The sequence below is a fragment of the Halovenus salina genome, from assembly GCF_026410925.1.
GTDB lineage: Archaea > Halobacteriota > Halobacteria > Halobacteriales > Haloarculaceae > Halovenus > Halovenus salina.
Genome location: NZ_CP112972.1, coordinates 2,311,411 through 2,333,529, shown reverse-complemented (window position 1 = coordinate 2,333,529; position 22,119 = coordinate 2,311,411). Strand labels below are relative to the sequence as shown.

General features: G+C 64.4%; 20 protein-coding genes. 10 read left to right on the top strand and 10 right to left on the bottom strand.

The genetic code is table 11. The annotated features are described in order from the left end of the window. Positions 1–147 precede the first annotated feature (147 nt). From ppk1 to OSC37_RS11670, 3 genes are all read left to right on the top strand, one after another. On the top strand, positions 148–2,334 hold the full coding sequence (gene ppk1, locus OSC37_RS11680) for a polyphosphate kinase 1 (protein ID WP_267161625.1): 2,187 nt from the start codon (positions 148–150) through the stop codon (positions 2,332–2,334). Positions 2,335–2,416: 82 nt separating this feature from the next. After that, complete coding sequence (locus OSC37_RS11675) at positions 2,417–3,193, top strand: metallophosphoesterase family protein (protein ID WP_267161624.1); 777 nt, start codon at positions 2,417–2,419, stop codon at positions 3,191–3,193. A gap of 157 nt (positions 3,194–3,350) precedes the next feature. After that, the gene (locus OSC37_RS11670) at positions 3,351–5,897 is read left to right on the top strand and encodes an acetate--CoA ligase family protein (RefSeq protein WP_267161623.1); all 2,547 of its coding nucleotides are present in this window, start codon (positions 3,351–3,353) and stop codon (positions 5,895–5,897) included. Positions 5,898–5,932: 35 nt separating this feature from the next. On the opposite strand, the gene OSC37_RS11665 is transcribed toward OSC37_RS11670, so the two are convergent. From OSC37_RS11665 to OSC37_RS11650, 4 genes are all read right to left on the bottom strand, one after another. Then, positions 5,933–6,838, bottom strand: a complete 906-nt coding sequence (locus tag OSC37_RS11665; protein WP_267161622.1) for a DMT family transporter — start codon at positions 6,836–6,838, stop codon at positions 5,933–5,935. Between the two features lie 45 nt (positions 6,839–6,883). Next, on the bottom strand, positions 6,884–7,249 hold the full coding sequence (locus OSC37_RS11660; protein ID WP_267161621.1) for a cupin domain-containing protein: 366 nt from the start codon (positions 7,247–7,249) through the stop codon (positions 6,884–6,886). Between the two features lie 42 nt (positions 7,250–7,291). After that, positions 7,292–8,176, bottom strand: coding sequence for a winged helix-turn-helix domain-containing protein (locus OSC37_RS11655; protein WP_267161620.1), 885 nt, complete (start codon positions 8,174–8,176; stop codon positions 7,292–7,294). 67 nt (positions 8,177–8,243) lie between these two features. Continuing rightward, a complete protein-coding gene (locus OSC37_RS11650; RefSeq protein ID WP_267161619.1) occupies positions 8,244–9,527 on the bottom strand; it encodes an NAD(P)/FAD-dependent oxidoreductase in 1,284 nt (427 codons plus the stop codon). A 110-nt stretch (positions 9,528–9,637) separates the two neighbouring features. Here OSC37_RS11650 and OSC37_RS11645 point away from each other — a divergent pair, with 110 nt between their 5' ends. After that, on the top strand, positions 9,638–10,972 hold the full coding sequence (locus OSC37_RS11645; protein WP_267161618.1) for a M28 family peptidase: 1,335 nt from the start codon (positions 9,638–9,640) through the stop codon (positions 10,970–10,972). Between the two features lie 65 nt (positions 10,973–11,037). Continuing rightward, the gene (locus OSC37_RS11640; protein WP_267161617.1) at positions 11,038–11,691 is read left to right on the top strand and encodes a hypothetical protein; all 654 of its coding nucleotides are present in this window, start codon (positions 11,038–11,040) and stop codon (positions 11,689–11,691) included. Here OSC37_RS11640 and crcB read toward each other — a convergent pair whose 3' ends face one another. Both crcB and OSC37_RS11630 read right to left on the bottom strand, forming a co-directional pair. Then, the gene (gene crcB / locus OSC37_RS11635) at positions 11,692–12,048 is read right to left on the bottom strand and encodes a fluoride efflux transporter CrcB (protein ID WP_267161616.1); all 357 of its coding nucleotides are present in this window, start codon (positions 12,046–12,048) and stop codon (positions 11,692–11,694) included. It abuts the gene before it with no gap. After that, positions 12,036–12,404: a fluoride efflux transporter FluC gene (locus OSC37_RS11630; RefSeq protein ID WP_267161615.1), complete on the bottom strand. Its 369-nt coding sequence runs from the start codon at positions 12,402–12,404 to the stop codon at positions 12,036–12,038. Before OSC37_RS11630 ends, crcB begins: the two co-directional genes overlap by 13 nt. A 143-nt stretch (positions 12,405–12,547) precedes the next feature. Between OSC37_RS11630 and OSC37_RS11625 the strand changes: the two genes are divergently transcribed. After that, the gene (locus tag OSC37_RS11625; RefSeq protein WP_267161614.1) at positions 12,548–13,621 is read left to right on the top strand and encodes a tubulin/FtsZ family protein; all 1,074 of its coding nucleotides are present in this window, start codon (positions 12,548–12,550) and stop codon (positions 13,619–13,621) included. Here the strand turns inward: OSC37_RS11625 and OSC37_RS11620 are convergent, their stop codons facing one another. After that, complete coding sequence (locus OSC37_RS11620) at positions 13,622–14,968, bottom strand: alkaline phosphatase family protein (RefSeq protein WP_267161613.1); 1,347 nt, start codon at positions 14,966–14,968, stop codon at positions 13,622–13,624. A 312-nt stretch (positions 14,969–15,280) separates the two neighbouring features. Between OSC37_RS11620 and hemH the strand changes: the two genes are divergently transcribed. The 4 genes from hemH (at position 15,281) to hisA (ending at position 19,465) form a co-directional block, all read left to right on the top strand. Next, positions 15,281–16,330 carry a ferrochelatase gene (gene hemH, locus OSC37_RS11615; RefSeq protein WP_368409588.1) on the top strand — a complete coding sequence of 350 codons (1,050 nt, stop codon included), beginning with the start codon at positions 15,281–15,283 and terminating at the stop codon, positions 16,328–16,330. Positions 16,331–16,336: 6 nt separating this feature from the next. Then, the gene (hemG, locus tag OSC37_RS11610; RefSeq protein ID WP_267161611.1) at positions 16,337–17,695 is read left to right on the top strand and encodes a protoporphyrinogen oxidase; all 1,359 of its coding nucleotides are present in this window, start codon (positions 16,337–16,339) and stop codon (positions 17,693–17,695) included. A 66-nt stretch (positions 17,696–17,761) separates the two neighbouring features. Further along, the gene (locus tag OSC37_RS11605) at positions 17,762–18,700 is read left to right on the top strand and encodes a methyl-accepting chemotaxis protein (protein WP_267161610.1); all 939 of its coding nucleotides are present in this window, start codon (positions 17,762–17,764) and stop codon (positions 18,698–18,700) included. Between the two features lie 45 nt (positions 18,701–18,745). Then, complete coding sequence (gene hisA, locus OSC37_RS11600; protein ID WP_267161609.1) at positions 18,746–19,465, top strand: 1-(5-phosphoribosyl)-5-[(5-phosphoribosylamino)methylideneamino]imidazole-4-carboxamide isomerase; 720 nt, start codon at positions 18,746–18,748, stop codon at positions 19,463–19,465. Here the strand turns inward: hisA and OSC37_RS11595 are convergent. Genes OSC37_RS11595 through OSC37_RS11585 form a run of 3 tightly spaced genes read right to left on the bottom strand, consistent with a single transcriptional unit; the run spans position 19,462 to position 21,995 of the window. After that, positions 19,462–19,968, bottom strand: a complete 507-nt coding sequence (locus tag OSC37_RS11595) for a 2'-5' RNA ligase family protein (RefSeq protein ID WP_267161608.1) — start codon at positions 19,966–19,968, stop codon at positions 19,462–19,464. The genes hisA and OSC37_RS11595 overlap by 4 nt on opposite strands. Positions 19,969–20,006: 38 nt before the next feature. Beyond that, complete coding sequence (locus OSC37_RS11590; RefSeq protein ID WP_267161607.1) at positions 20,007–20,495, bottom strand: dihydrofolate reductase; 489 nt, start codon at positions 20,493–20,495, stop codon at positions 20,007–20,009. 45 nt (positions 20,496–20,540) lie between these two features. Further along, the gene (locus tag OSC37_RS11585) at positions 20,541–21,995 is read right to left on the bottom strand and encodes an MATE family efflux transporter (protein ID WP_368409587.1); all 1,455 of its coding nucleotides are present in this window, start codon (positions 21,993–21,995) and stop codon (positions 20,541–20,543) included. Positions 21,996–22,119: the final 124 nt, after the last annotated feature.

Below are 22,119 nucleotides of genomic sequence, written 5' to 3'. Positions count from 1 at the left end.
AGGTACCAGTATTGAGTCCAACGTACTGGTACGTACCACTCCTAGCAACCCTTTTGCAAGAACTGGGGGAACGTGACCAACGAATGCGGTGACTGCGCGGCGAGGAGTCCCAATCAGCGGTGTCGCGCTGCCCGCACAGATCGGACCATGGCAGATAAACTACACCGATACGAATGTCTTTCCTGTGGAAGCGGGTTCGAGACGAAAGCACAACTTCGCGGACACCTGAACAACGGGCATACCGACTGCAAGCCTGGCGACGACCAGCAGATCGACCTGACCGACCCGGAGTACTATCTGAGCCGAGAGCTGAGCAAGCTTGAATTCAACCGTCGGGTGCTTGCAGAGGCAACCGACGAGCGCAATCCGTTGCTGGAGCGTCTGAAGTTTCTCGCCATCTTCACACGGAACATGGACGAGTTCTTTATGAAACGAGTCGGCGGGCTCGAACAGCAACGGGCCGCGAACATCACCGAGCGCTCGCCGGATGGCCGCACACCCGACCAGCAGTGGCGTGATGTACTCGCCACGGCCGGGCCGCTGCTCGAACGACAGGCCAGGGCGTATCACGACCATCTCAGGCCGGCACTCGCCGAGGAAGGAGTCACCATCCTCGATTACGAGGAACTCTCGGCCGACAGGCAGGCGACAATCGACGACTACTTCGAGAGCTCAATCCTGCCGACGCTGACGCCGTTGACGATGGATTCAGCCAAACCGTTCCCCCATATCTCGAATCTCTCACTGTCGTTGGGCGTGTTGACCCAGCAGTCAGACGAGAGCGACCCGACGTTCTCCCGGGTCAAGATTCCGAAAAACCAGCCGCGGCTCGTCCAAGTCGGAGAGGAGAGTCGCTACGTTCCACTCGAAGAGCTGGTCGCTGCCAACCTCTCGATGCTGTTTCCCGACATCGATATCGTCGAGCACGCTGCCTTCCGGGTGACGCGCAACGCCGAGGTCCGGCGAAACGAGGAGATTGCCGAGGACCTCGTCCAGCGCGCCGAGGAGGTCATCGAACGCCGGCAGTTCGCGACGGTCGTTCGGCTCGAAATCGCCGAGTCGATGTCATCCCGGATGCTCGACACGCTCCTTTCTCACCTCGATGTCGACCAGCAGGCAGTGTTCCGGCTCCCGGGGCCGCTGGATTTCCGTGATTTCGACCAGCTGCTCGACCTCGACAGACCCGACCTTACCGTCGAAGAGTGGACACCACAGCCACACCCACGGCTCTCTCGGAGCCGCCACGACTCCGGCGGCTCGATGTTCTCGGAGATACAACGTAGCGACGTACTCGTTCATCACCCGTATCATTCCTTCGAAGGAAGCGTTCAGCGATTCCTCAACGAGGCGGCCGACGACCCCAACGTCCTCGCAATCAAGGCCGCAATCTACCGGACAGCAAGCGACTCGAAAATCGTCCAGCGGCTCATCGACGCGGCCGACAACGGGAAACAGGTCGCGGTCATGGTCGAGTTGAAAGCGCGCTTCGACGAGGAGAACAACCTCGAATGGGCACAGCGGCTCGAAGAGGAGGGAATCCACGTTGCCTACGGCACAATCGGCTACAAGACACACACCAAGACGATGTTGGTCGTCCGCGAGGAAGCAGACGGCGTCCAGCTGTACTCACACGTCGGCACCGGAAACTACCACTCGGAGACAGCGAAGCGCTACGAGGACCTCGGGCTGTTCACCGCCGACCGCGACATCGGCCAAGACCTCGTCAAGCTGTTCAACTACTTCACCGGTCACTCGCTGCACGACGAGTATCGCGAATTACTCATCGCACCCGGGAATATGCGCGAGCGGTTCATCGAGCTGATTCGTCGCGAGGCAGCGCACGCCCGAGACGGGAAGGAAGCGAGCATCGTCGCCAAGGTCAACAGACTCGAAGACCCCGAAATCATCGAAGAGCTGTACCGCGCTGCCCGTGCTGGCGTCGATATCGACCTCGTCGTGCGCGATATCTGCCGACTCCGGCCCGGGCTGGCCGGCGTCAGCGACAATATCACCGTCCGGAGCATCATCAACCGCTTTCTGGAGCACTCGCGTATCTACTATTTCCACGACGACGGTGCCGAGCGCTACTACATCGGCTCGGCCGACTGGATGGAACGCAATCTCGACAACCGCGTCGAGGCAGTGACACCGATACACGACCCAAACATCCAACAGCGCCTCAGACATATTCTCGACCTCTCGCTTGCCGACAATGACAGCTCCTGGGAGCTCCAGGCAGACGGGAACTACAGCCGCCGACAGCCCGGTGACGACGAGCCGGTCGAGGCACAGGCACAGCTCATGCGCGAAGCACAAGAGCCACACTCGACGTAGGCTCCGTATGACTATATAGCTGTTTCAGGCCCCACGTAGGTGAACTAGCAGAACCTTTTACCCGGCGACAGGAAGTTGGGATATGGCGACAGAGCGTGCTAAGGATGCCGGAATGACGACGAATCCATCGAGCGACCGATTGGTGAGCACAGCCGGACAGTGGGGAGCGGAGACAGCCCTGTGCGGCGTGGAATTCGACGAGCGCGTCGGGACACAACACCTCCGACTCGACGCTGACTCTTACGAGAACGTCTACGTCGTCGGTGACGTACACGGCTGTCTTCCGGCCCTGCGACGCCTCTGGGGACGACTCGACCCCTCTTCCCGGGAGATGGTCGTCTTCGTCGGCGACCTGATACGGAAGGGCCCGAACAGCACCGGTGTCGTCGACTTCATCGCCTCTCGGCCCAACGCGGTCAGCGTCCGGGGCAACAACGAGATGAAAGTCATCGAGGAGACAGTCGATACCGAACCATTCGAACCGGTCCGGGAGGCAATCGAGGCGACCCCGCTGGTTGTCAGCTGGGAGGATTCGATGGCTGTTCACGGCGGCGTCAACCCGCGCAAGGCTCTGGCGGCACAGGAGCCAATCGACCTGCTGGAGACACGGGCCATCCCGCCAGAGAACGGCTACGACGGCCCGTTCTGGTTCGAACAGTACGACGGTCCCGGTCGGGTCTTCTTCGGACACACGGTGCTCGAATCGCCGCTGGTCTCTGAACACGCCGTCGGTCTCGACACCGGCTGTGTCTACGGCGGCGAGCTGACCGCCTACGACTGCAACCGCGACGAGATAATCAGCGTCACCCCCGAGCGCACCTACCAGGAACGCGCCGACGAGAAGAGACTCTCTGTCTGACCGGCTGTCTTTATATCACCCCGCATGAGTGGGTGAATCGGTTTGCCTGATTGTTGCGTACTCTCGTCAGATAGCCGTGTCCGAACACATCTGTCAGCCGTGGCGTCCGGAGGAGTGTGTTGGAACGCCGAGTTGTCCGCCGCGCTGTCCTCGGTTCGTGACACCCGACGGGACGCCAGTGCTGGTCGAACCCGACGACGCGTTGTCCAGAGAGACACCAGTTGCCGACGACCTCTCGGTGCCTCCCAGGCGAGAGCGAGGGCCAGACGACCTCGTACTGGCCGCGACCGCCGACAGCCGCGTGGTCGGTTACGCCTGGCTGCGGCCGGTGGCGGGCGGCGGCCGCCGCGTCGAGCTTGCGGTGACAGATAGCCTCGCAGCGACCCCGCTCGACGACGAGCTCGCCAGACAGGCAGTCGCCTACGCCATTGCGGACGGTGCCGGCCGGCTGCTCGTCACAGACAGTGACCTGTTCGGCCGGGCCGGATTCGATGTCGTCACAGGAGCCGACGGACCGTACGTCTCGCTGACCGACCCCGCGGCCGACCAAGTGACCACGCCCGCGGGGTCGCGCCAGCCAGAAGACCAGCCCAGAGAGAGCGTGGTCTCGTTACCGGAGCCAGACCACGGGCGGGACCTCTCGGGACTGTTCGCTCCCGAGCGGGTGGCCGTCGTTGGTGCGACCGACCGCGAGGGGTCCATCGGCCGCCTCCTGATGGAGAGTCTCGAGGACTACCCCGGCGAGGTAGTCCCGGTCACGCCGCGGGCCGACGCGGTGTTCGGCCAGGACGCTGCCGACTCCCTGACCGAGACGGAGGGAGTCGACCTCGCGGTGCTTGCAGTCCCGCCAGAGACGGCCGTCGACGCACTCGAAACGGCAGGCGAGTCCGACATCGGGAACGCCGTCGTCGTCTCCGCCGGATTCGAGGAGGCAGGCGACGACGGCGAGCGCCACGCCTGCCAGCTCCGCGATATCGCCGACCGGTGTGGCATGAACGTCGTCGGCCCGAATTCGATGGGCGTGATGAGCACGGCAAGCGGGCTCAACGCCAGCTTCAGTCCGAGCCACCCGGCCCGCGGGTCGATATCGCTCGTCAGCCAGTCCGGCGCGTTCATCACCGCCTCACTCGAAACGGCCACAGACCGTGGCCTGGGCTTTCGTCACGTCGTCTCGATTGGGAACAAGACCGTCCTCGGCGCGGTCGACTACCTCCGCTATCTCGACGCCGACCCAGAGACGGGCGTCATCGCAGCCTATCTCGAAGATATCGACGACGGCGAGACGTTCGTCGAGGTCGCGCGGGCGGTAACCGAGTCGACTCCAGTCGTCGTCCTCAAACCGGGGAAGACAGAGGAGGGCGCGAGCGCCGCCGCCTCACATACAGGTTCGCTCGCGGGCGACGACACCGCCGTCGACGCGGCATTCGAGCGGGCAGGGGTCGTCCGCGCGGATTCGGCCGGCGAGCTGTTCGATTACGCCGCCGCACTCAGAGGGACACTCCCGGACGGCAACAGCGTCGGCATCGTGACCAACGCCGGCGGCCCTGGGGTCCTGGCGGCCGACGCCGTCGCCGCCCAGGTGGGCGAGCTTCCGGGGCTGGAGGAGTCGACACGCAAACGCCTCGGCGAACTACTGCCGCCGACCGCCGCGGTCGGCAACCCGACCGACGTATTGGGAGACGCAGACGCCGACCGCTTCGGTGACGCCATCGATGCTGTCCTGTCGGACCCGAGCGTCGACATCGGTCTCGTGCTCACGACACCACACCCGCTTATCGAGTACGACGAACTGGCCGAGGTGGTCGGCCGCCGTTCTCGGGCACACGGGACGCCCGCAGTCACCTGTTTCATGGACGGCGACCTCACCGCCTCGGCGAAACGTGCCCTGCGCCGCCACGGCGTCGCCAACTACGACGACCCCTCGCGGGCCGCGGCCGCTGTCGGCGCACTCGGTCGATATGTCGAACAGGCTGGACGCGAACAGGTGTCTTCTGCTGTCGAAATAGACGAGACAAGTGTTCAGAGCGTCGTCGAGGACGCGACGGCCGCGGGCCGGAGACAGCTTGGCGTCGAGTCGCTGTCTCTGCTCGACGCCGCAGGCATCGACACCCCGGCGTGGGAGCGGGTCGAGACACCAAAAGAGGCAGAGACAGCAGCCGCGACCGTCGGCGGCCCGGTTGTGTTGAAGATCGTCAGCCAGGATATCGCCCACAAGGTCGACGTCGGCGGTGTCCGGGTCGGTGTCTCCGCCGAGGACGCAGCGGCCGAGGCCCGCGGGCTCCTCGCCGACGTGCGCGAGGCCCGGCCCGAGGCAGAGATAGATGGGCTACTCGTCCAGGCGACCGCCGAGACAGAGAGCGCAGTCGAGACGGTCGTCGGCGCAACCCAGTCCCGGTTCGGACCGCTCGTGACCTTCGGGCTCGGCGGTGTGTTCGTCGAACACGTCGAGGATGTCGCCTTCGCGCTCGCGCCGCTCGACCGTGACCGCGCCCGGTCGCTGATTCACAGTATCGACGCCGACAGCGTCCTCGACGGAGCACGCGGCGCCGAGCCGGTTGACGAGGATGCACTCGTCGAGACGCTCGTCCGGTTCTCGGCACTCCTCGACGCCGCGCCCGAACTGTCGACTCTCGAACTGAATCCGGTCTTTGCTGGTCCCGACGGCACGACGGCGGTCGACCTCCATGCCGAACTCGACGACTGAGTTTCGTATACTTTGTATTTTTATGTAAACAGACGCTACGAGCCCGCGTTGCTCCCGCTGGTATCACGCTGGATGACGAGGACACCCGCGAGGACAAGCGCACCGCCGACAAGCAGGAGCCAGCTCGGAGATTCACCGAGGACGACGACCCCGAGGACGACGGTAACGAGCGGTTCGGCGGTGCCAAGAACGCTCGCGTGGCTGGCCTGAATCCGGTCCAGCGCAGCGATATACAGGAACATCGGAATCGCGGTGCCAATTGCGCCGATACCGAGCACGACGAGCCACTGGTCGACTCCGCTCGGTAGTGCCAGACGGCCGCTTCCGCCGCCAAACAGCAGGAACGCACTTGCCGTTCCGACGAGAACAGTTCCGGAGAAGGCGTCGGAGTCAGCGGTCGCGAGTGCGGCGCGGCTCCCGACGACGTAGCCGGCGAGTCCGAGCGCCGCGAGGAGGACCAGCCCTACTCCGACAAGGTCGACGGCATCGGGGTCGCCGCCGACGATGATAGCGACGCCGCCGAGCGCAAGCGCCAGCGCGCCGAGCTTGCGCGCCGAGAGCGATTCGTCCAGCAGCCAGACCGCGAGCACGTAGACGTAGACGGGATAGGTGTAGAAGACCAGCCCCGTGAGTCCGGCTGGGATGAACAGCAACCCCCAGAAGTAAAAGCCGGTAAAGAGGGCATAGAGCACGCCCAGCGCGAGAGCGAGACGCCGCTCACGCCTGTCGAGCAGCGACGCTCGGCCGGTGACGGCCAGCCCAAGCCAGAGGAGCAGCGCCCCGACGAGAAAGCGAGAGGTCAGTAACGTCGTCGTTGCCAGGCCGATGTCCTCTGCGATTTTGCCGAAGATGGCAAGCGTCCCGAAACAGGCCGCGGAGGCGAGTCCCATCGCGACACCGACGGTCCGGCGGTCGACCGCGGGCAACTGCTGTCTGCTCACGCTCCGGTAGATGGCCGCAGGTGGCTAAGTTCCTCCGTTTCGGACTCACTTGAGCTGGATGTCGTCGTCGCCGGTCGGGACCGCACAGATGAACGCCCCTTCCTCGTCGCCCGGATTGCGGTACCAGTGGACTGCACCCGCTGGGATGTGCAGCGAGTCGCCCGCGCTGACGGTGTACTCGGTTTCTCCGATGCCGACCACGTACTCGCCGCTCAGGACGTACTGTTCGTGTTCGATTTCGTTCGTGTGTTCTGGCACGGTGCCGCCGGCCGCGAGCGTGAACCGTCTGAGCGCTACGTTCGGCGCGCCGTGGGAGTCATCTATTAGGACACCCTTCGAGAGACCGTCGGCTACCTCGACCGGTTCGTACTCAATGTCGTCGCTCCGTCGAATGCGGTGTTCATCTGTCATACCCGACCGTGTGGCCGGGTCGAAAATAAATCGTGGGAGTCGCTACGAGCAGCCACGACAGGTCGTCTCCGCGACCGTCAGCTCCTCGTCGAGCGTGACGTGAAGCTCCTCGGAGCCGACCGGAATCCGGACCGAGATGCTGAACGGGTCCTCGGATTCGACGGTCGTGTACTCGTCGTCGACACACCACGGCAGCGTCCAGTAAGGGCGGTCAGTCAGCGAGATGCCGTGGTTGTCGTAGAAGGAGGCGACCCGCGTCTCGTCGAGCAAGACCAGCCCGACCGGCGAGCAGAGTTCGTGGCGGCACTGCTGGCAGACGTGTTCGGCACGGACTGTGACATCGAGACAGCAGGGTTCCTCGCGCTCGATTGTGGTCTCCATCCGACCGCTACAGACCGGACAGACGCCGTCGGCTGCGAGACAGTGGAGATGGCGGACCCGCTCGTCGAAGGCCCGTGCAATCTCTTCGGGCGTCCGGTCTGCGAGTCCGCCCGGCGGGAACGGGTACTGGCCGTGTGCTTTCTCGCAGTCGCCGCAGGTAATCGAGAGCTGTTCGTCGGCATAGGAAGCGACCAGCGGGCCGCCACACCGCGTACACGACCCCTGCACGTCGAAGGGGTCGATATCTGGCTGACGCGTGAAGGTTCCGGTCCGGATGGCCCGGATGACCTGGCCGCCGGCAAAGCGGAGGTCGTACCCCTTCTCGCTCTTGGCGACGAACTGGTCTGTCAGCTGTTTGAGGTGGTAGTTGAACTGCGCGCTGTCCTCGAGGTCGACCCTGTCGAACAGCTCTGAGAACCGAATCGGGCGGTCCTCGGCCCGCCACAGGGCTTCGAGAATATCCAGCCGGGTCTCGTTGGCGATGACCGAGAGCGCCTCCGCGGGCGACACGTTGCTCTCGGCTGGCCCGTCTGTCATAGAACTCATAGTACATCCTTCGGTAGAGTCGCACAAAAACGTTCGCTGAAACGAATTTCAGCAGCGCCAACCCACGCTATTTTCCGCCAACATCGACCCGGACAGCCTCCGCCGCCTCGCGCCCGCTATCCAGTGCCCCCTGTATCGCCGACCACTCGGTGTACTCGCCGGCGAGATACACCGGCCCCTCTGGCGTGTCGACCGCCGGCCATGCCCCCCTGAATCCAGGGGACTGTGAGAGCTGTGCGAACGGAATCCGGTCGGTCCTGAGCAGTTCGAGGTCGGTGAAGTCGTTGGCGGGGAACCACGAACCGAGCGCCGCCCGGACCTCCTCGGCCAACTGGTCGTCGGTCGCGGACTGCTCGCCGAGGAAGGTCGCACTCAGCAGATGTTTTCCCGCAGGCGCGTACGCCGGTGCGACCGCTGACAGGACGGCAACCTGATTGGGGCGGGCGTCGGCCACGTTCAACAGGAGGCGCTCGCTGCCCGTCAGCTGCTGTCTCTTCGGCAGCGAGAAGTACTGGGTCACACAGCCCTGGGCCGCCGTGGGAATCGCGTCAACGCCTGTCAGCTCCCTGGCGGTCGGCGGGTCCGTCGCGACGACTGCCGCATCCGCCTCAATTGTCTCCGAATCGGTCTCGACGACGGCTCCGTCCGCGACACTGTCGCCGGCGGGCTCGACTGCCTCGACGGTCGTCTCAGTCTCGATTGTCGCGCCCGCCTCGCGGGCCGACTCGGCGAGCTGGTCGGTTATTGCGCCCATCCCCTCGGCCGGGACCGTCGCCCGGCTGGTCGACAGCATCTTGAACGTGTAGGCGAAGACGTAGGCCGACGTCGAGAGCGAGCGGTCGAGCGTGATACCGCCGTAGAAGGGTGCGATGAAACGCGTCATGAACCGCTCGGAGAACCCACGTCTGTCGAGATACTCTCGAATGTCCATGGTGTCGGCTTCGTCGAGGTCGGCAAGCGGCGTCCGCGCGAGTTCGCGTCGGAGCCGGAGAATCCGGAGCTTGTCGCCAATGGTCACGTCCCGATTGAGGAGTGTCGATAGCAGCGCGCCGGGGTCACGGAGCGGGTCCGACAGTGTCGTCCGTTCACCAGGCCGGACGAGCGTTGCGCCTGGTTTGAACGACCGCAACGAGAGCGAATCCAGGTCGAGCTCGCGCTCGGCCGCCGGGTAGGACGGAAAGAGCACCTGGAACCCTCGGTCGAGGACGAAGCCGTCCTCCCTGTCGCTCTGGACCCGTCCGCCGGCTCTCGCCTCGCGTTCGAACAGCGTCACGTCGAGTCCGGCGTCGGCGAGGCGTCGTGCTGCCACCAGGCCGGCGAGTCCACCGCCGGCGACCACGGCATCTGTCATATCTGGGATGTTGGTCCGGACCACTAAAACGGCTACGAGGAGGGGACATGTTCGGGGGACTGCATCCCCAGATGGAACAGGCTCTTGTGACCGCTCGCCTAACCCGGGGTATGCGAAAACTCCCCAACAGCGTCGTCGGGGACGCACAGACCAGCGATTTCGGCTGGCAGGTGCTGACAGACCTCGTCGATGTCGGGAACCGAATGGCCGGACAGGAGGGCGAGGCCGCCGGCGCGGCTGTCGTCCGCGACGCCTTCGAGCGGGCGGGGCTCGACGAGCCGGCCATCGAGGAGTTCGAGATACCGGGCTGGTGGCGCGAGAGCGCGACCCTGAGGATCGAACAACCACACGAGCGCGTCCACGACGACTCACACGAGGTTATCTCACTGCCGGGCTCTCCGTCGGGGACGGTCACCGCTGAGGTCGTCGACGTCGGTCCCGGCGGGTACGACGACTTCGAGGCCACAGATATCGACGGGAAGGTCGTCATGGCGTCGAGCGAGACGCCCGACTCCGCCGACCGCTGGATTCACCGGATGGAGAAGTACTCGAACGCCGCGGCCGGGGACGCGGCCGCGTTCGTCTTCCGCAACCACATCGACGGCGCGTTACCCCCAACTGGTGAGGTCGGCTACGGCAACCGTCCTGGTCCGATTCCGGCCGTCGGCGTCAGCAAGGAGGTCGGGGAGCGCCTGGCCCGGTACGCCGAGGACGGCGCGACGGTTACAGTCGACTCCCAGTGTCGAAACGAGCCTACAGTTTCTCGGAACGTCGAGGCACGACTTGGGCCGGAGGACGGCGAGGCAGTTCTGGTCACCGCTCACGTCGACGCCCACGATATCAGCGACGGCGCACTCGACAACGGCACCGGCTCCGCGCTCGTCGCCGAAATCGGCCGGCTCCTCGCCGGCGTCGAGGACGACCTCGACCACCCAGTCCGGTTTGTCACCTTCGGCTCCGAGGAGATTGGCCTCCGCGGAGCCTACCACTGGGCAGATGCCCACGACCTCGATGGCGTGAAATGTGTCGTCAACATCGACGGCGCGGGCTCGTCGCGAAACCTGTGGATCGGTACTAACGGCTTCGACTCACTCGGGTCGGTGTTCGAGGGCGTGGCCGAGGAGTTCGACGCGCCGCTGTCGACACGGTCGACGATATCGCCACACGGCGACCAGTGGGCGTTCGTCCAGGAGGGTGTCCCGGCAGTCATGGCGGGCAGTGTCTCAGAGTCCTCGGGCCGGGGCTGGGGACACACCCACGCGGACACGCTGGATAAACTCGACAGCCGGGACCTCCGTGACCTCGCTGTCCTGCTTGGCGAGGCTGTCGCCCGACTCGCCGACGACGAGGTGACCGTCGACCCGAAATCCCGGGACGAAATCCGCAAGCGTATCGACGACGGCTACATCCAGGAACTGAAGACGGGCGGGCGCTGGCCGTACTGACGGCCGGCCGACAGTCGTTGACCGCCGACCGAAACGGTAAGGAGGCTGACGACGAACGGGGAGATATGGACGACGTGGACAGCAAGGAGATGCTCGGAACTGTCGTGGAGGAGTTTTTGGACCACGAGCGCGGGACGCGTGCCTTGCTCGACGAGTTCGAGAAGCTGTCCATCGAAGGCGAGTACGAGCAGTTGCGCGAGCGGATTCGAGAGTTCGCCGAGAACAACCAGGAGATATTCTACACAGTGGCGCTGGCGCTGACGAACTCGCCACACTTTTTCGGCGACGTGGAGGCCCAGCTTGGGGTCGGCCCGGCCGATACGCTTCGTGACCTCGCCGAGACCTATCCCTCGCTCGCAGAGCCGTTCTATCTGGTCCGTCTCGAAGTTACACAGGACCGACACAACCCCGTCACCGAACTCGACGTGGCCACGAGCTACCACCGCGAAGAGGAGGTGCCGCTGGTCTCGTACTCGGCATCGTCGGGCGGCGTCACGCTCTATGACTACAAGGGTGCACCACACGAGGTGCTCCAGACCGCGACTTTCCTCGTCGAGGCGACCAATGACTCCCTGGAGGCCGCCCTCGCACAGAACCACTCGGTCAACACCGACGAGCTGAGCGAGCTCATCGACCGCCGCGAACAGCTCGAATCCCAGCTCAACGCCCTCCAGGACCACATCGACGCCCTCCGACGGAAGCCGGTCGGCGATGAGTAACTAACTCAGGACTGCAACGAGTGTTACCCCGGCAGCAACGGCGACGGTCGCTCCCAGGAGATTGACGACAGCATTTCCCACTGCTTGCTGTCGGTTCCCCGCCTCGAAGGACTGGACAGTCTCGACGGCAAACGTCGAGAACGTCGTGAAGGCACCACAGAAGCCGACCGCGAAAACGGAAAAAACCGGGTGAGTCTCTGGGACCCCGAGCAGGAGTCCGAGCGCAAAGCTTCCGAGAACGTTGACAGCGAGGGTATCCAGACGGTCTGTATTGACCTGCTGGCCCAACAGATATCGAGCCCATGCGCCGAGCACGCCGCCGATTCCGACGAGCAGGAACTCGGTCACGCCCTCCACCTCGCGACAGCACGTCCGAGCAAGACAGCCACGAAGCCGAGGCCGTAGTTCGCGGCGACGTTTGCCGCGGCCAGCGCCGGCGACAGCGAGACAGTCTCGGCGGCGAACGTGCTGTAGGTCGTGAACGACGAACAAAAGCCGGTGCCGACCAGCAGCCGTATCCGGGCGTTCAGCCGGTTGCCGAGCCGACGGTCGTAGAGGAGAACACCGAGCAAGAAGGTGCCGATGGCGTTCGCCGCGAGCGTTCCCCAGGGGAAAGCGGCCGGTAGCGAGACCGCGAGCACGTGGCGGCAGGCGGAACCAGCGAACCCGCCGACCGCAATGGGCACGAGTGCCGACGAGGACGACTGTTCCATGTGTTCATCCACGGGCGGGGGTTATTGGTCGGTTTCGAACTCCGCTTGCCCTCGTGCGTTCGGTCACAGATAGCAGGACGGCGGCTCAAACAGAGACCAGAGTCAGCAACAGTTACATGGTGGGGTAGTGAAAACAAGACCACATGCAAGTCGTCCTGATTGGGGTCGGCCAGGCTGGTGGGAAGGTGACACAGGTCCTGGCAGAGTTCGACCACGATATGGGATTTGGTGCAGTGCAGGGTGCGTTCGGCGTCAACACTGCGAAGGCAGATTTACAATCCCTCAGTATCGACACGATGCTCATCGGCCAGGATCGAGTGAAAGGCCACGGCGTCGGCGGCGACAACGAACTCGCCGCAGAGATTATGCAGGAGGAGTCCACGGAGGTGATGGACGCGCTCGACGGCCGTATCTCGACGAGTGCCGAAGCGGTCGTCATCGTCGCCGGTCTCGGCGGCGGCACCGGCAGCGGTGGTGCGCCCGCGCTTGCCCGTGAGCTCCGACGCGTGTACAATGTTCCTATCTATGTGCTCGGCATCCTTCCCGGCCGAGACGAAGGTGCCCTCTACCAGGCCAACGCCGGCCGGTCACTGAAGACCGTCATCCGCGAGTCCGATGCATCTCTCCTCATCGACAACGACGCCTGGCGGACCAGCGAGGAGACTCTCGAAGAGGGGTTCGACCACATCAACGACCAGATTGCCCAGCGCGTGGGCCTCCTGCTCGCCTCCGGCGAGGCCGTCGAGGGCGTCGGCGAGAGTGTCGTCGACTCCTCGGAGATCATCAACACGCTCCGGGACGGCGGTATCGCCTCGCTCGGGTACGCGAGCGCCGAGGCGGCGGCCGACCCTGGTGACAACGTGAACACGGTCACAAGCCTCACCCGGAAGTCCCTGTTTACCGGGATGAGTCTTCCGAACGCCGTCGACGCCGAGGCTGCACTGCTGGTCGTCGCCGGTGACCCGGACCGCATTCCGCGGAAGGGTGTCGAACGCGCCCGCAAGTGGCTCGAAGAGGAGACCGGCTCGCTACAGGTCCGGGGCGGCGACTTTCCGCTCGACAGCGACCGGCTTGCCTCGCTTGTCCTGCTCGGCGGCGTCGAGCGCTCCCAGCGCATCGAGGAGTTCATGGAACGCGCCCGGGAGGCACACGAGGCCGCAGAGGAGCGTGACCCGACCGAAGAGTTCGAAAACGATGAGCTCGACGACCTGTTTTGACTACTTGATCAGTGTCGCACCGTCGAACTCGCCGCGGTCGTATTCCACACCGAGCAGCGTCAGCACCGTCGGTGCGATATCGTAGAGGTCAGCATCCTGGATATTGGCCTCGGAGTGATCGATGAATAGCGAGGCATCGTCGAAGGTGTGCATGCCGTTTCTGTGTGTCGTCGTGAAGACCTCCGTCGTTCCGTTGAACGACGCCTTCAGGTCGAAGCCGTCGTGTGGAATCGCCACCAGGTCGGGGGCGATGTCGTCGTGGCTCCCGCGAAAGGCCCCCTCTGCGGTCTCGACGCGCTGGACGACCGGATTGCCGTCCGGCCCGGTCAGCTCCGTTAATGCCGCCTTCAGCTCCGCTCTGGTCGATTCGTACTCGTCTTCGGGGACACAGCCACGCGGCTCGCGTCCCTCTAGGTTGAGGTAGAACCGGCCGGGAACAAAGGAGTACGCCCGCGCCGAGTTGGCGATATCCGCCAGCGCCGTCGGCTGGTCGGTCTCGTAGTCGAGCCAGCCCTCCCGGGCGAGGAACTCGTTGCAGTTGACCTCGTAGTCGATGGTCGTGAAGCCGTGGTCCGAGACGACGACGAGGGTCACGTCGTCGGGCAACGCCGCGCGTAGTTCGCCGATGTAGCGGTCGAGCTTGCGGTAGAACTCCATGAATGTCTCGGCGGACTCGCCGCCCTCTTCGTACTCGCGAAACAGGAAGTGGTTGACCCGATCGGTTGTCATGAACACGCCCCAGAAGAGGTCCCAGTCGTCGAGTTCGACGTAGCGCTTGAACGCTTCGAAGCGCTTGTCGAGGGTCTCGTGGGCGTCGTCCAGAAACGCCGTCTTGTCGTCCTGGTGGCCCAGCCCGGCGTCGGTGTCGATGCGGTAGCCGATGTCAGTCAGGTATTCCCGAAGCTCGTTGGGATAGGCGGCCTTGTCGAGGTCGGGCGAGAGAAAGCCCGAAACCATCCGCTGGACACCGCGTTCGGGCGGGAACGTCACGGGGACGTTCATCACGGTTGCCTGCCGGCCGGCGTCGTGGACACGTCCCCAGACCCGCTTTGCCTGCACCTCTCTGCCCATCGGGATGTACGTGTCGTACGTGTCGACTTCTCTGTCGGTCGCGCCGTAGACGCCGGTTTCGCCTGGATTCCGGCCGGTCGTCAGCGCCGGCCAGCACGCGTTCGAGTCCGGCGGCACAATGCTGTCGATTGTGCCTGCCGTTCCCTCCTGAGCGAGTGCACCGAGGTGTTCGAACTCGTCGAAGTGACTCGATAACAGACTGTAGGGCACTCCGTCGATGCCGATAACTGCAACACGGGGACGGTCGTCGCCACGAAGCCGGTCGAACAGTCCCATACCACCGTTTCAGGTGTCGCCTACAAGAAGGTTGGTCTCATCGACACTCACAGGGAGACGATTCACAGACGGGACAGTGCTCGGCCTCGGGCTCGAAGTTCTCTGGCACAACCGTCGGGTGGTCGACCGCGACTGTCTGATTGCTGGCAGCCATCACACAGCAACATACAACGAGAATAGTTAAATAATTACCCATGCTCATAACTAATCTCTGATATGGGGGAGATTCGTGCAGAGCATATCCGGGGAGAGCGGCTTCCAGCAGGCGGGAACAAGCGACAGAACTACCTTAGTTTAGTCCAAGCCACGGGTATGGATACCGGTATTGTCCTGCTGAACTTCGGTGAACCCGGAGAGCCAGAACGGGACCGCGTCGTCGATTATCTCGAACGCATCTTCTTCGCAAACGCGGACCTCGAGGAGGCGGACACCGAGGAGGAGGCACGGGAGCGCGCCCGCCAGCTCGCGAAGCGACGCGCCCCGGGGTTGATGGAGGAGTACAAGGAAATCGGGGGGTCGCCGCTCAACGAGCAGGCCGTTACACAGAGTGAGTTCCTCGAATCCGTCCTCGAAGACAGAGGGTACGACGTGACCACGTACAACGGGATGCAGTACACCGAGCCGTTCATCGAGGACGCTGTCGAGGCCGCCGACGAGGACGGCGTCGACACGCTCGTTGGCCTCCCTGTCTATCCCTTGTGTGGTGCGTCGACGAACGTCCTCGCGCTCGACGAACTCGAAGACGCCGTCGAGGAGCAGGGCGTCGATATCGATGTGCGTGGTATCACCGGCTGGCACAAACACCCCACCTACAACCGTGTTCGTGCCGATGCCGTCTCCTCGTTTCTGGCCAACAACGACATCGACCCCAACGACGACGAGACGGCGTTTGTCTTCTCGGCCCACGGCACCCCGGCACACTACCTCGACGAGGGAAGCCGCTACGACATCTACGTCGAGGAGTTCTGTGAGACGATCGCCTCGATGGTCGGCATCGAGGACTACCACCTGGGCTACCAGAACCACGGCAACCGCGACATCGCCTGGACCGAGCCAGAAACCGAGGACCTCGTCGAAGAGCTGGACCACGACCGTGTCGTCGTCGACCCCGTCAGCTTCCTGCACGAGCAGAGTGAGACCCTCTCGGAGCTCGACATCGAACTCGAAGAGGACGCAATCGGCGCGGACCAAGAGTTCCACCGAGTCCCCATCCCACACGACGACGAGCGACTCGGAGACTTGTTCGCTGACCTGGTCGAGCCGTTCCTCGCGGACTTCGAGCCGGAGTACTACCAGTTCCGGCAGTGTCAGTGCCGGGACGAGCCAGGGACGATGTGTCTGAACGCGCCACGAAGCGACTGAGGAACAATGACAGAAACACGACACACCGTCGGTATCGTGGGCGCGGGCATCACCGGGCTGGCGCTCACCCACCACCTCGCCGAGCGTGGCGTCGACAGCGTCACGCTGGAGGCGAGCGACGAGCCGGGTGGTGTCATCGACTCCCGCGAGGTCGACGGCCACATCCTCGAGGTCGGTCCACAGCGGATGCGCAAGACGCCCGGTGTAGCAGACCTCGCTGAGGTTGCCGGCGTCGGTGATGCGTTCATCGAAGCCAAAGAGGAGGAACTCTACGTCTACGCAGACGGCGACCTCGGCCGCGCTCCCCTGTCGGTGTCGGCGTTTTTCGGGACGGACCTGCTCTCCTGGCGGGGCAAACTCCGGATGGCAACCGAACCCCTCACCCGCGAGGGACGCCCCGAGGAGACCGCGGGCGAGCTGTTCGTCCGCAAGTTCGGCCGCGAGGCCTACGAAAAGTTCATCGGGCCGCTGTACGGCGGTATCTACGGCTCGGACCCGATGGAGATGCCTGCCGCATTCGCGCTCGAGGGGCTGTTACAGCGCGAACAGGAGGCCGGCAGTCTGCTCCAAGCGTTTCGACAGCGAGTCGGCAACGGCCACACCGCGCCGCCCGTCTCCTTCGAGGGCGGGAATCAGCGGCTTCCGCGTGCGCTCGCCGAGACCTACAGCGACCGCGTGGAGCTGGAGACGCCCGTCACCGGAATCGACCCACTCGACAGTGACGTTGTCGCCCCCGGGGAGGAGGGCGGTCCCTACCGCCTCACGACGCCCGACGACAGGTACGTGGTCGACCATCTCGTCGTGACGACCCCGGCTATGGCCGCTGGCAACCTGCTCTCTGGGCTTGGCGACGGCGTCGACGACCTCGACGAGCTGCGGTACAACGAGCTGGCGATGGCGTTTCTCTCGGCCGACCACGACCACACCGGGAAGGGGTACCAGGTGGGCTACGGCGAGGACGTACACACGCTCGGTGTCTCCTGGAACGACCAGATGTTCGGCCGTGAAGGCGTTCAGACCGCCTTCCTCGGTGGGATGCACGACCCGAATATTCTCGACGAGTCAGACGAGCGCCTCGGCGAAATCGCCTGCAACGAGTTCGAGGAGGCCGTCGGCGTCCCGGCGTCGGTCATTACGATCGAGCGCCTCGACCCCGGGTTCCCCGCCTGGGACAACTCTTGGTGGCTGCTGGAGGACTTGGAGCTGCCTGCCGACGTGACGATGGCGACGAACTACACCGCCAGGATGGGGATTCCAAGCCGCGTCCGAGAGGCACGAGAGGTCGCCGAAGCAGTCGCGGCTGCGGCCGAAGAGACTAGCCCACAGACCAGCAAGCGTTCCGGAACAGCAGCCGCCGACGACTGACTCCCGACGCCAGCTAGGACCGTTGAGTAACACGTTTATGGCAGTGGCCGGTATCTATAACATACAATGAACGACGGGCAGACACCCGGAGAGCAGACTAACACCGAACAGCGCGTCGCGACTGACGGCGGGCACCCCTACGAGGCGGCTGATGAGGTACAGCTGTCGCTTGCAGACCTACAGGATTCGGCCGAAGACATCGCCGCACACATCGCGGAGATTCGTGATGGGACAGCGGAACAATCCGAGGGAATCAAGCAGGTCGCCGAGGAGGTCTCGAACCTCTCGGCGTCGGTCGAGGAGATTGCCTCGTCATCCGAAGAAGTGTCTTCAGCAGCCTCCGAAGCTCGCGAACTCGCACAGGAGGGCCAGGAAACGGCCACCGAGGTGAGCGACTCGATGGAAGACGTGAGCGCGGCCGCCGACGAGGTTGCCGAGAACGTGAAAACAATCCAACAGCAGGTCGAGGAAATCGACGAAATCGTCGACGTCATCAACGATATCGCCGACCAGACGAACATGCTGGCACTGAACGCCTCGATCGAGGCCGCCCGAGCCGGCGAAGCTGGCGAAGGATTCGCGGTCGTCGCCGAAGAGGTCAAGTCACTTGCGGAGGAGTCCCAGGACCAGGCCGGGCGCATCGAGGACATGATTGCGCAGATACAGGACGACACGGCCGTCGCCGTCGACAGTCTCGACCGCAACAACGAACGCGTCGAGGAGGGCATTGAGAACGTCGAGGAATCTGTCGAGATTCTCGAAGACATCCACAGCGTCGTCGAAGAGGTCTCCGACGGTATCGCCGAAGTCGCGACAGCAACCGACGAGCAGGCCGCCTCGACAGAGGAGGTCGCGAGTATGCTCGACGAATCGGTCACGTCCGCAGAGGATCTCACCACCGAAGCCGACGCCGTTGTCGACGAAGTTACCCGACACAGCAACGCAATCGACGACCTCGACCGCAAAGTCGAAGCGCTCGCTGCAGAAGTCGCAGAGACGAACTGACCGGACACCAACACCCTTTCGTCTCCTGGTGACTCACCCCCAGCTATGTTTCCCGAGTTCGAGGTGATTCCGGCAGTCGACATACAGGACGAGCAGGTCGTCCAGCTCGTCGGCGGCGAGCGAGGCACAGAGACGACCTACGGCGACCCGGTCGAGGCAGCGACGGGGTGGGTCGATGCAGGAGCCGAGACGCTCCATCTGGTCGACCTCGACGGTGCCTTCGAGGGTGACCGCGAGAACGCCGCGGCAATCGAGGCGGTCGTCCAGGCGTGTGACCTGCCGGTCCAGCTTGGCGGCGGTATTCGAACCGTCTCGGACGCGACAGCGCTACTCGACGGCGGCGTCGACCGCGTCATCCTCGGGACTGCTGCCGTCGAGAACCCGGATATCGTCGCCGAGATTAGCGAGCAGTATCCGGAAAGCGTGCTCGTCAGCCTCGATGCCAAAGACGGCGAGGTCGTCGTCTCCGGCTGGACGGAGGGAACCGGAATCGACCCCGCCGAGGCCGCACAGCGCTACGAGGAACTGGGCGCTGGCGGCATCCTCTTTACCGATGTCGACGTGGAGGGACAGCTCGCGGGCGTCCGGACGGAGCCGGTTGCGCGACTGGTCGAGGGCGTCGATATCCCGGTAATCGCCAGCGGCGGCGTGGCGACTATCGAGGATATCCGCTCGCTCAGGACTGCCGGGGCCGACGCGGTGGTCGTCGGGAGTGCGCTCTACGAGGGACAGTTCACGCTCGCCGAGGCACACGAGGCGCTCTAGGCCGGCAGCGAGACGGTGCTCACGGGCTGGTTGTGTTGGCCGTCCCAGAAGACTAGTTCCTCGACACGCCAGGTAATCTGCTCGATATCGCGGTCGGCAACTCGCTTTGCCCGGTCGAGTGAGCCACCACGAGCAATCGTCACGTGTGGCGAGTACTCCGGCGTTTCGACGCCCTCGACGGGGTCGAACACTGCCGCAAGCCGCTTGTGGAGGCGGTGTAGCTCCGGCGACTCGACAGCGAGGTAGACGACCGGCGAACTTCCCTTCGGAACGTCGGTGAAGTAGTCGATGCCAGTGATCCGACACTCGAATCCTGGCTGGCCGGTCAGCGTCTCCCGCGCTTTCGTCTCCAGGCGGCTGTAGGGCTCGTCGGTGCCGACGAGGCGCTTGACACCCAGCGTGTGTTCGCCCCGGGGACGGCGGTAGGCCTCGGGCAAGTCTCTGGCGAGTTCTCCCGCAAGTTTAGCAACCTGGCCAGGAACAGGAACGTTCAGACTGTACACGTCAGACCAGAGGATAACCGCCCAAAAAAACACGTCGGTTACTCGCCGGCTCCGCGGCGAATCCACTCCCGGAGCGTGAACCGCTCGAACGGCGTCTCCTCGACGAGCTCCCACTCTTGTTCGTCCCAGTCGGGATAGTAGCTGTCGCCGTCGTACTCGCCGTGGACTCGGCTGAGTGCCATCCGGTCGACGTGGGGCTGAAAGAGTGCGTAGATTGCGCCGCCACCGAGGACGTAGACGGTATCGGCGTCGCATTCCTCGGCGCGCTCGATGGTCTCCTCGACGCCACCGACGCGGACAGCCGTCTCAGCCTCGAAACTGCGTTCGCTCCGGCTCACCACGAACTGTGCCGAGCCGGGCAGGTCATCGCGCATCGACTCGAAGGTCTTGCGCCCGAGGATGACCGGGTCGTTGGCGACGCGGTCTCTGTACTGGGCTCTGTCTTCGGGGATGCTCGGCCAGGGAAGGCTCCGGCCGTCACCGATGACGCCGTTTGCTGCGACCGCGGCGACAGAGACGAGTTCCATACCCAACGGGTAGCGGTGGGGCCAGAAAGCAGTTTCTTTCGACCGCTAGCTGTCGACGTTACCCGTCTCGGCGTCTGCGGTCTCCGTTTCGGGAACCTCGGTGTCGACCCCGGCACCGCCCTCGTCGTCGATAACGCCGTCTGCCCATCGGCCGAGTCTGAACCAGAAGGCAGCAAGCAGGAACGTGACGAAGGCACCGACGGCAAAGGAGGCCCAGATGCCGACAACACCGAGGTCGAGCGCCCGGAGCTGGATGTCGACGACCGGGATAGTGAGCGTAAACGAAAACGCCAGCGCGAGCGCGATGGGGATGCGAAACACCCACCGAGCCAGTATCGACAGCGCCATCGCGACTTTCGTCTGGCCCGCGCCCCGGAACCCGCCCTGGATGACCATCGTCCCGCCGAAAAAGCCCCAGAACGGCGCAATGACATAGAGGAAGGTGCGTCCCTCGGCAACGGTGTCGGAGCTGTCGTCGAACAGGCCGATTAGCAGTTCCGGGATGAGCACACAGATGCCGCCGGCGACAAACAGCATCGCCATTGTCCCGCCGGTGGCGACCCACGTCACGCGGCTGGCTCGGTCGGGCGTGTCCGCGCCGAGGTTCTGACCGACGCCGGTCGCGGCGGCCTGGCCGACAGCGCCGGCGACCGACCAGGTGACCGACATCAGCCGGATGCCGATGCCGTAGGCGGCGATGGCGGCCGTCCCGAAAGGGGTGACGAAGGCAGCCATCGCCACCGACGCGAAACTGCGCGCCCAGCCGTCGAGCGTCGCCGGGTAGCCGACATCCACGAGCTTCTTCAGCAGCGTCGGGTCCGGGACGAGGTCACGGAGGTAGATTTTCACGCCGAAGCCCCCACGGAGCAGGATGAACACACCTGTGCCAGCCGCCAGCGCCCGGGAGAGGAAGGTCGCCCAGCCGGCGCCACGGGTCCCCATTGCCGGGAGCGGTCCCCAGCCGAGGATGAAGAACGGGTCGATGACCACGTTCACGCCCGCAGAGATGAAGACGAGCCACATCGCAGTCCTCGTGTCGCCGGCACCCTGGAGTGCAGCCCGGAAGGCAAAGAACAGGAACGTGAGCGGGAGCGTGAGGAAGATAACCTCGATGTAGTCGAGTGCCGCGTCGTAGACCGCCCCCTCGGCACCCATCAGCGTCAGCAACTCACCACGGAAGACGAACCCGAGCGACGTGAGCACCGCCGAGACACCGAGCGCTAACAGCACCGTCTGGGCGACAACGTGGTCGGCCTGACGACGCTCGTCTGCGCCGACGTACTGCGAGACCAACGCAATTGTCGCTGCTGTCAGTCCGACCGCCGTCGAGACGAACATCCATGACAGCGGAAACATCAGCGAGACGCCCGCGACGGCATCTGAGCCGACCCGCCCGACCCAGAAGATGTCGGCCAGGTTGTATGCCGTCTGGAGGAGGTTCCCCAACACCAGCGGCCACGACAACGCCAGCACCTTTGGGGCGATTGCCCCGGTGGTCATGTCGATCCCTTTCCGTTCTGTTGCCACTGGCTATTCCTTGGTGAGCACCACTATCAAACCGACGCTTGCGGGCGAGGTATCCGCAGTTGGGAGTTCGCTCATCTGCGACCCGCTGTCGCGACCT

What these genes read in the sequence shown, in the direction of transcription:
- OSC37_RS11605 (WP_267161610.1), top strand. Translation starts at nt 17,762, where the DNA reads ATGAACGACGGGCAGACACCCGGAGAGCAGACTAACACCGAACAGCGC.
- OSC37_RS11620 (WP_267161613.1), bottom strand. Translation starts at nt 14,968, where the DNA reads ATGGGACTGTTCGACCGGCTTCGTGGCGACGACCGTCCCCGTGTTGCA.
- hisA (WP_267161609.1), top strand. Translation starts at nt 18,746, where the DNA reads ATGTTTCCCGAGTTCGAGGTGATTCCGGCAGTCGACATACAGGACGAG.
- OSC37_RS11660 (WP_267161621.1), bottom strand. Translation starts at nt 7,249, where the DNA reads ATGACAGATGAACACCGCATTCGACGGAGCGACGACATTGAGTACGAA.
- OSC37_RS11585 (WP_368409587.1), bottom strand. Translation starts at nt 21,995, where the DNA reads ATGACCACCGGGGCAATCGCCCCAAAGGTGCTGGCGTTGTCGTGGCCG.
- hemG (WP_267161611.1), top strand. Translation starts at nt 16,337, where the DNA reads ATGACAGAAACACGACACACCGTCGGTATCGTGGGCGCGGGCATCACC.
- ppk1 (WP_267161625.1), top strand. Translation starts at nt 148, where the DNA reads ATGGCAGATAAACTACACCGATACGAATGTCTTTCCTGTGGAAGCGGG.
- OSC37_RS11640 (WP_267161617.1), top strand. Translation starts at nt 11,038, where the DNA reads ATGGACGACGTGGACAGCAAGGAGATGCTCGGAACTGTCGTGGAGGAG.
- hemH (WP_368409588.1), top strand. Translation starts at nt 15,281, where the DNA reads ATGGATACCGGTATTGTCCTGCTGAACTTCGGTGAACCCGGAGAGCCA.
- OSC37_RS11650 (WP_267161619.1), bottom strand. Translation starts at nt 9,527, where the DNA reads ATGACAGATGCCGTGGTCGCCGGCGGTGGACTCGCCGGCCTGGTGGCA.
- OSC37_RS11590 (WP_267161607.1), bottom strand. Translation starts at nt 20,495, where the DNA reads ATGGAACTCGTCTCTGTCGCCGCGGTCGCAGCAAACGGCGTCATCGGT.
- OSC37_RS11645 (WP_267161618.1), top strand. Translation starts at nt 9,638, where the DNA reads ATGCGAAAACTCCCCAACAGCGTCGTCGGGGACGCACAGACCAGCGAT.
- OSC37_RS11675 (WP_267161624.1), top strand. Translation starts at nt 2,417, where the DNA reads ATGGCGACAGAGCGTGCTAAGGATGCCGGAATGACGACGAATCCATCG.
- OSC37_RS11655 (WP_267161620.1), bottom strand. Translation starts at nt 8,176, where the DNA reads ATGAGTTCTATGACAGACGGGCCAGCCGAGAGCAACGTGTCGCCCGCG.
- OSC37_RS11625 (WP_267161614.1), top strand. Translation starts at nt 12,548, where the DNA reads ATGCAAGTCGTCCTGATTGGGGTCGGCCAGGCTGGTGGGAAGGTGACA.
- OSC37_RS11630 (WP_267161615.1), bottom strand. Translation starts at nt 12,404, where the DNA reads ATGGAACAGTCGTCCTCGTCGGCACTCGTGCCCATTGCGGTCGGCGGG.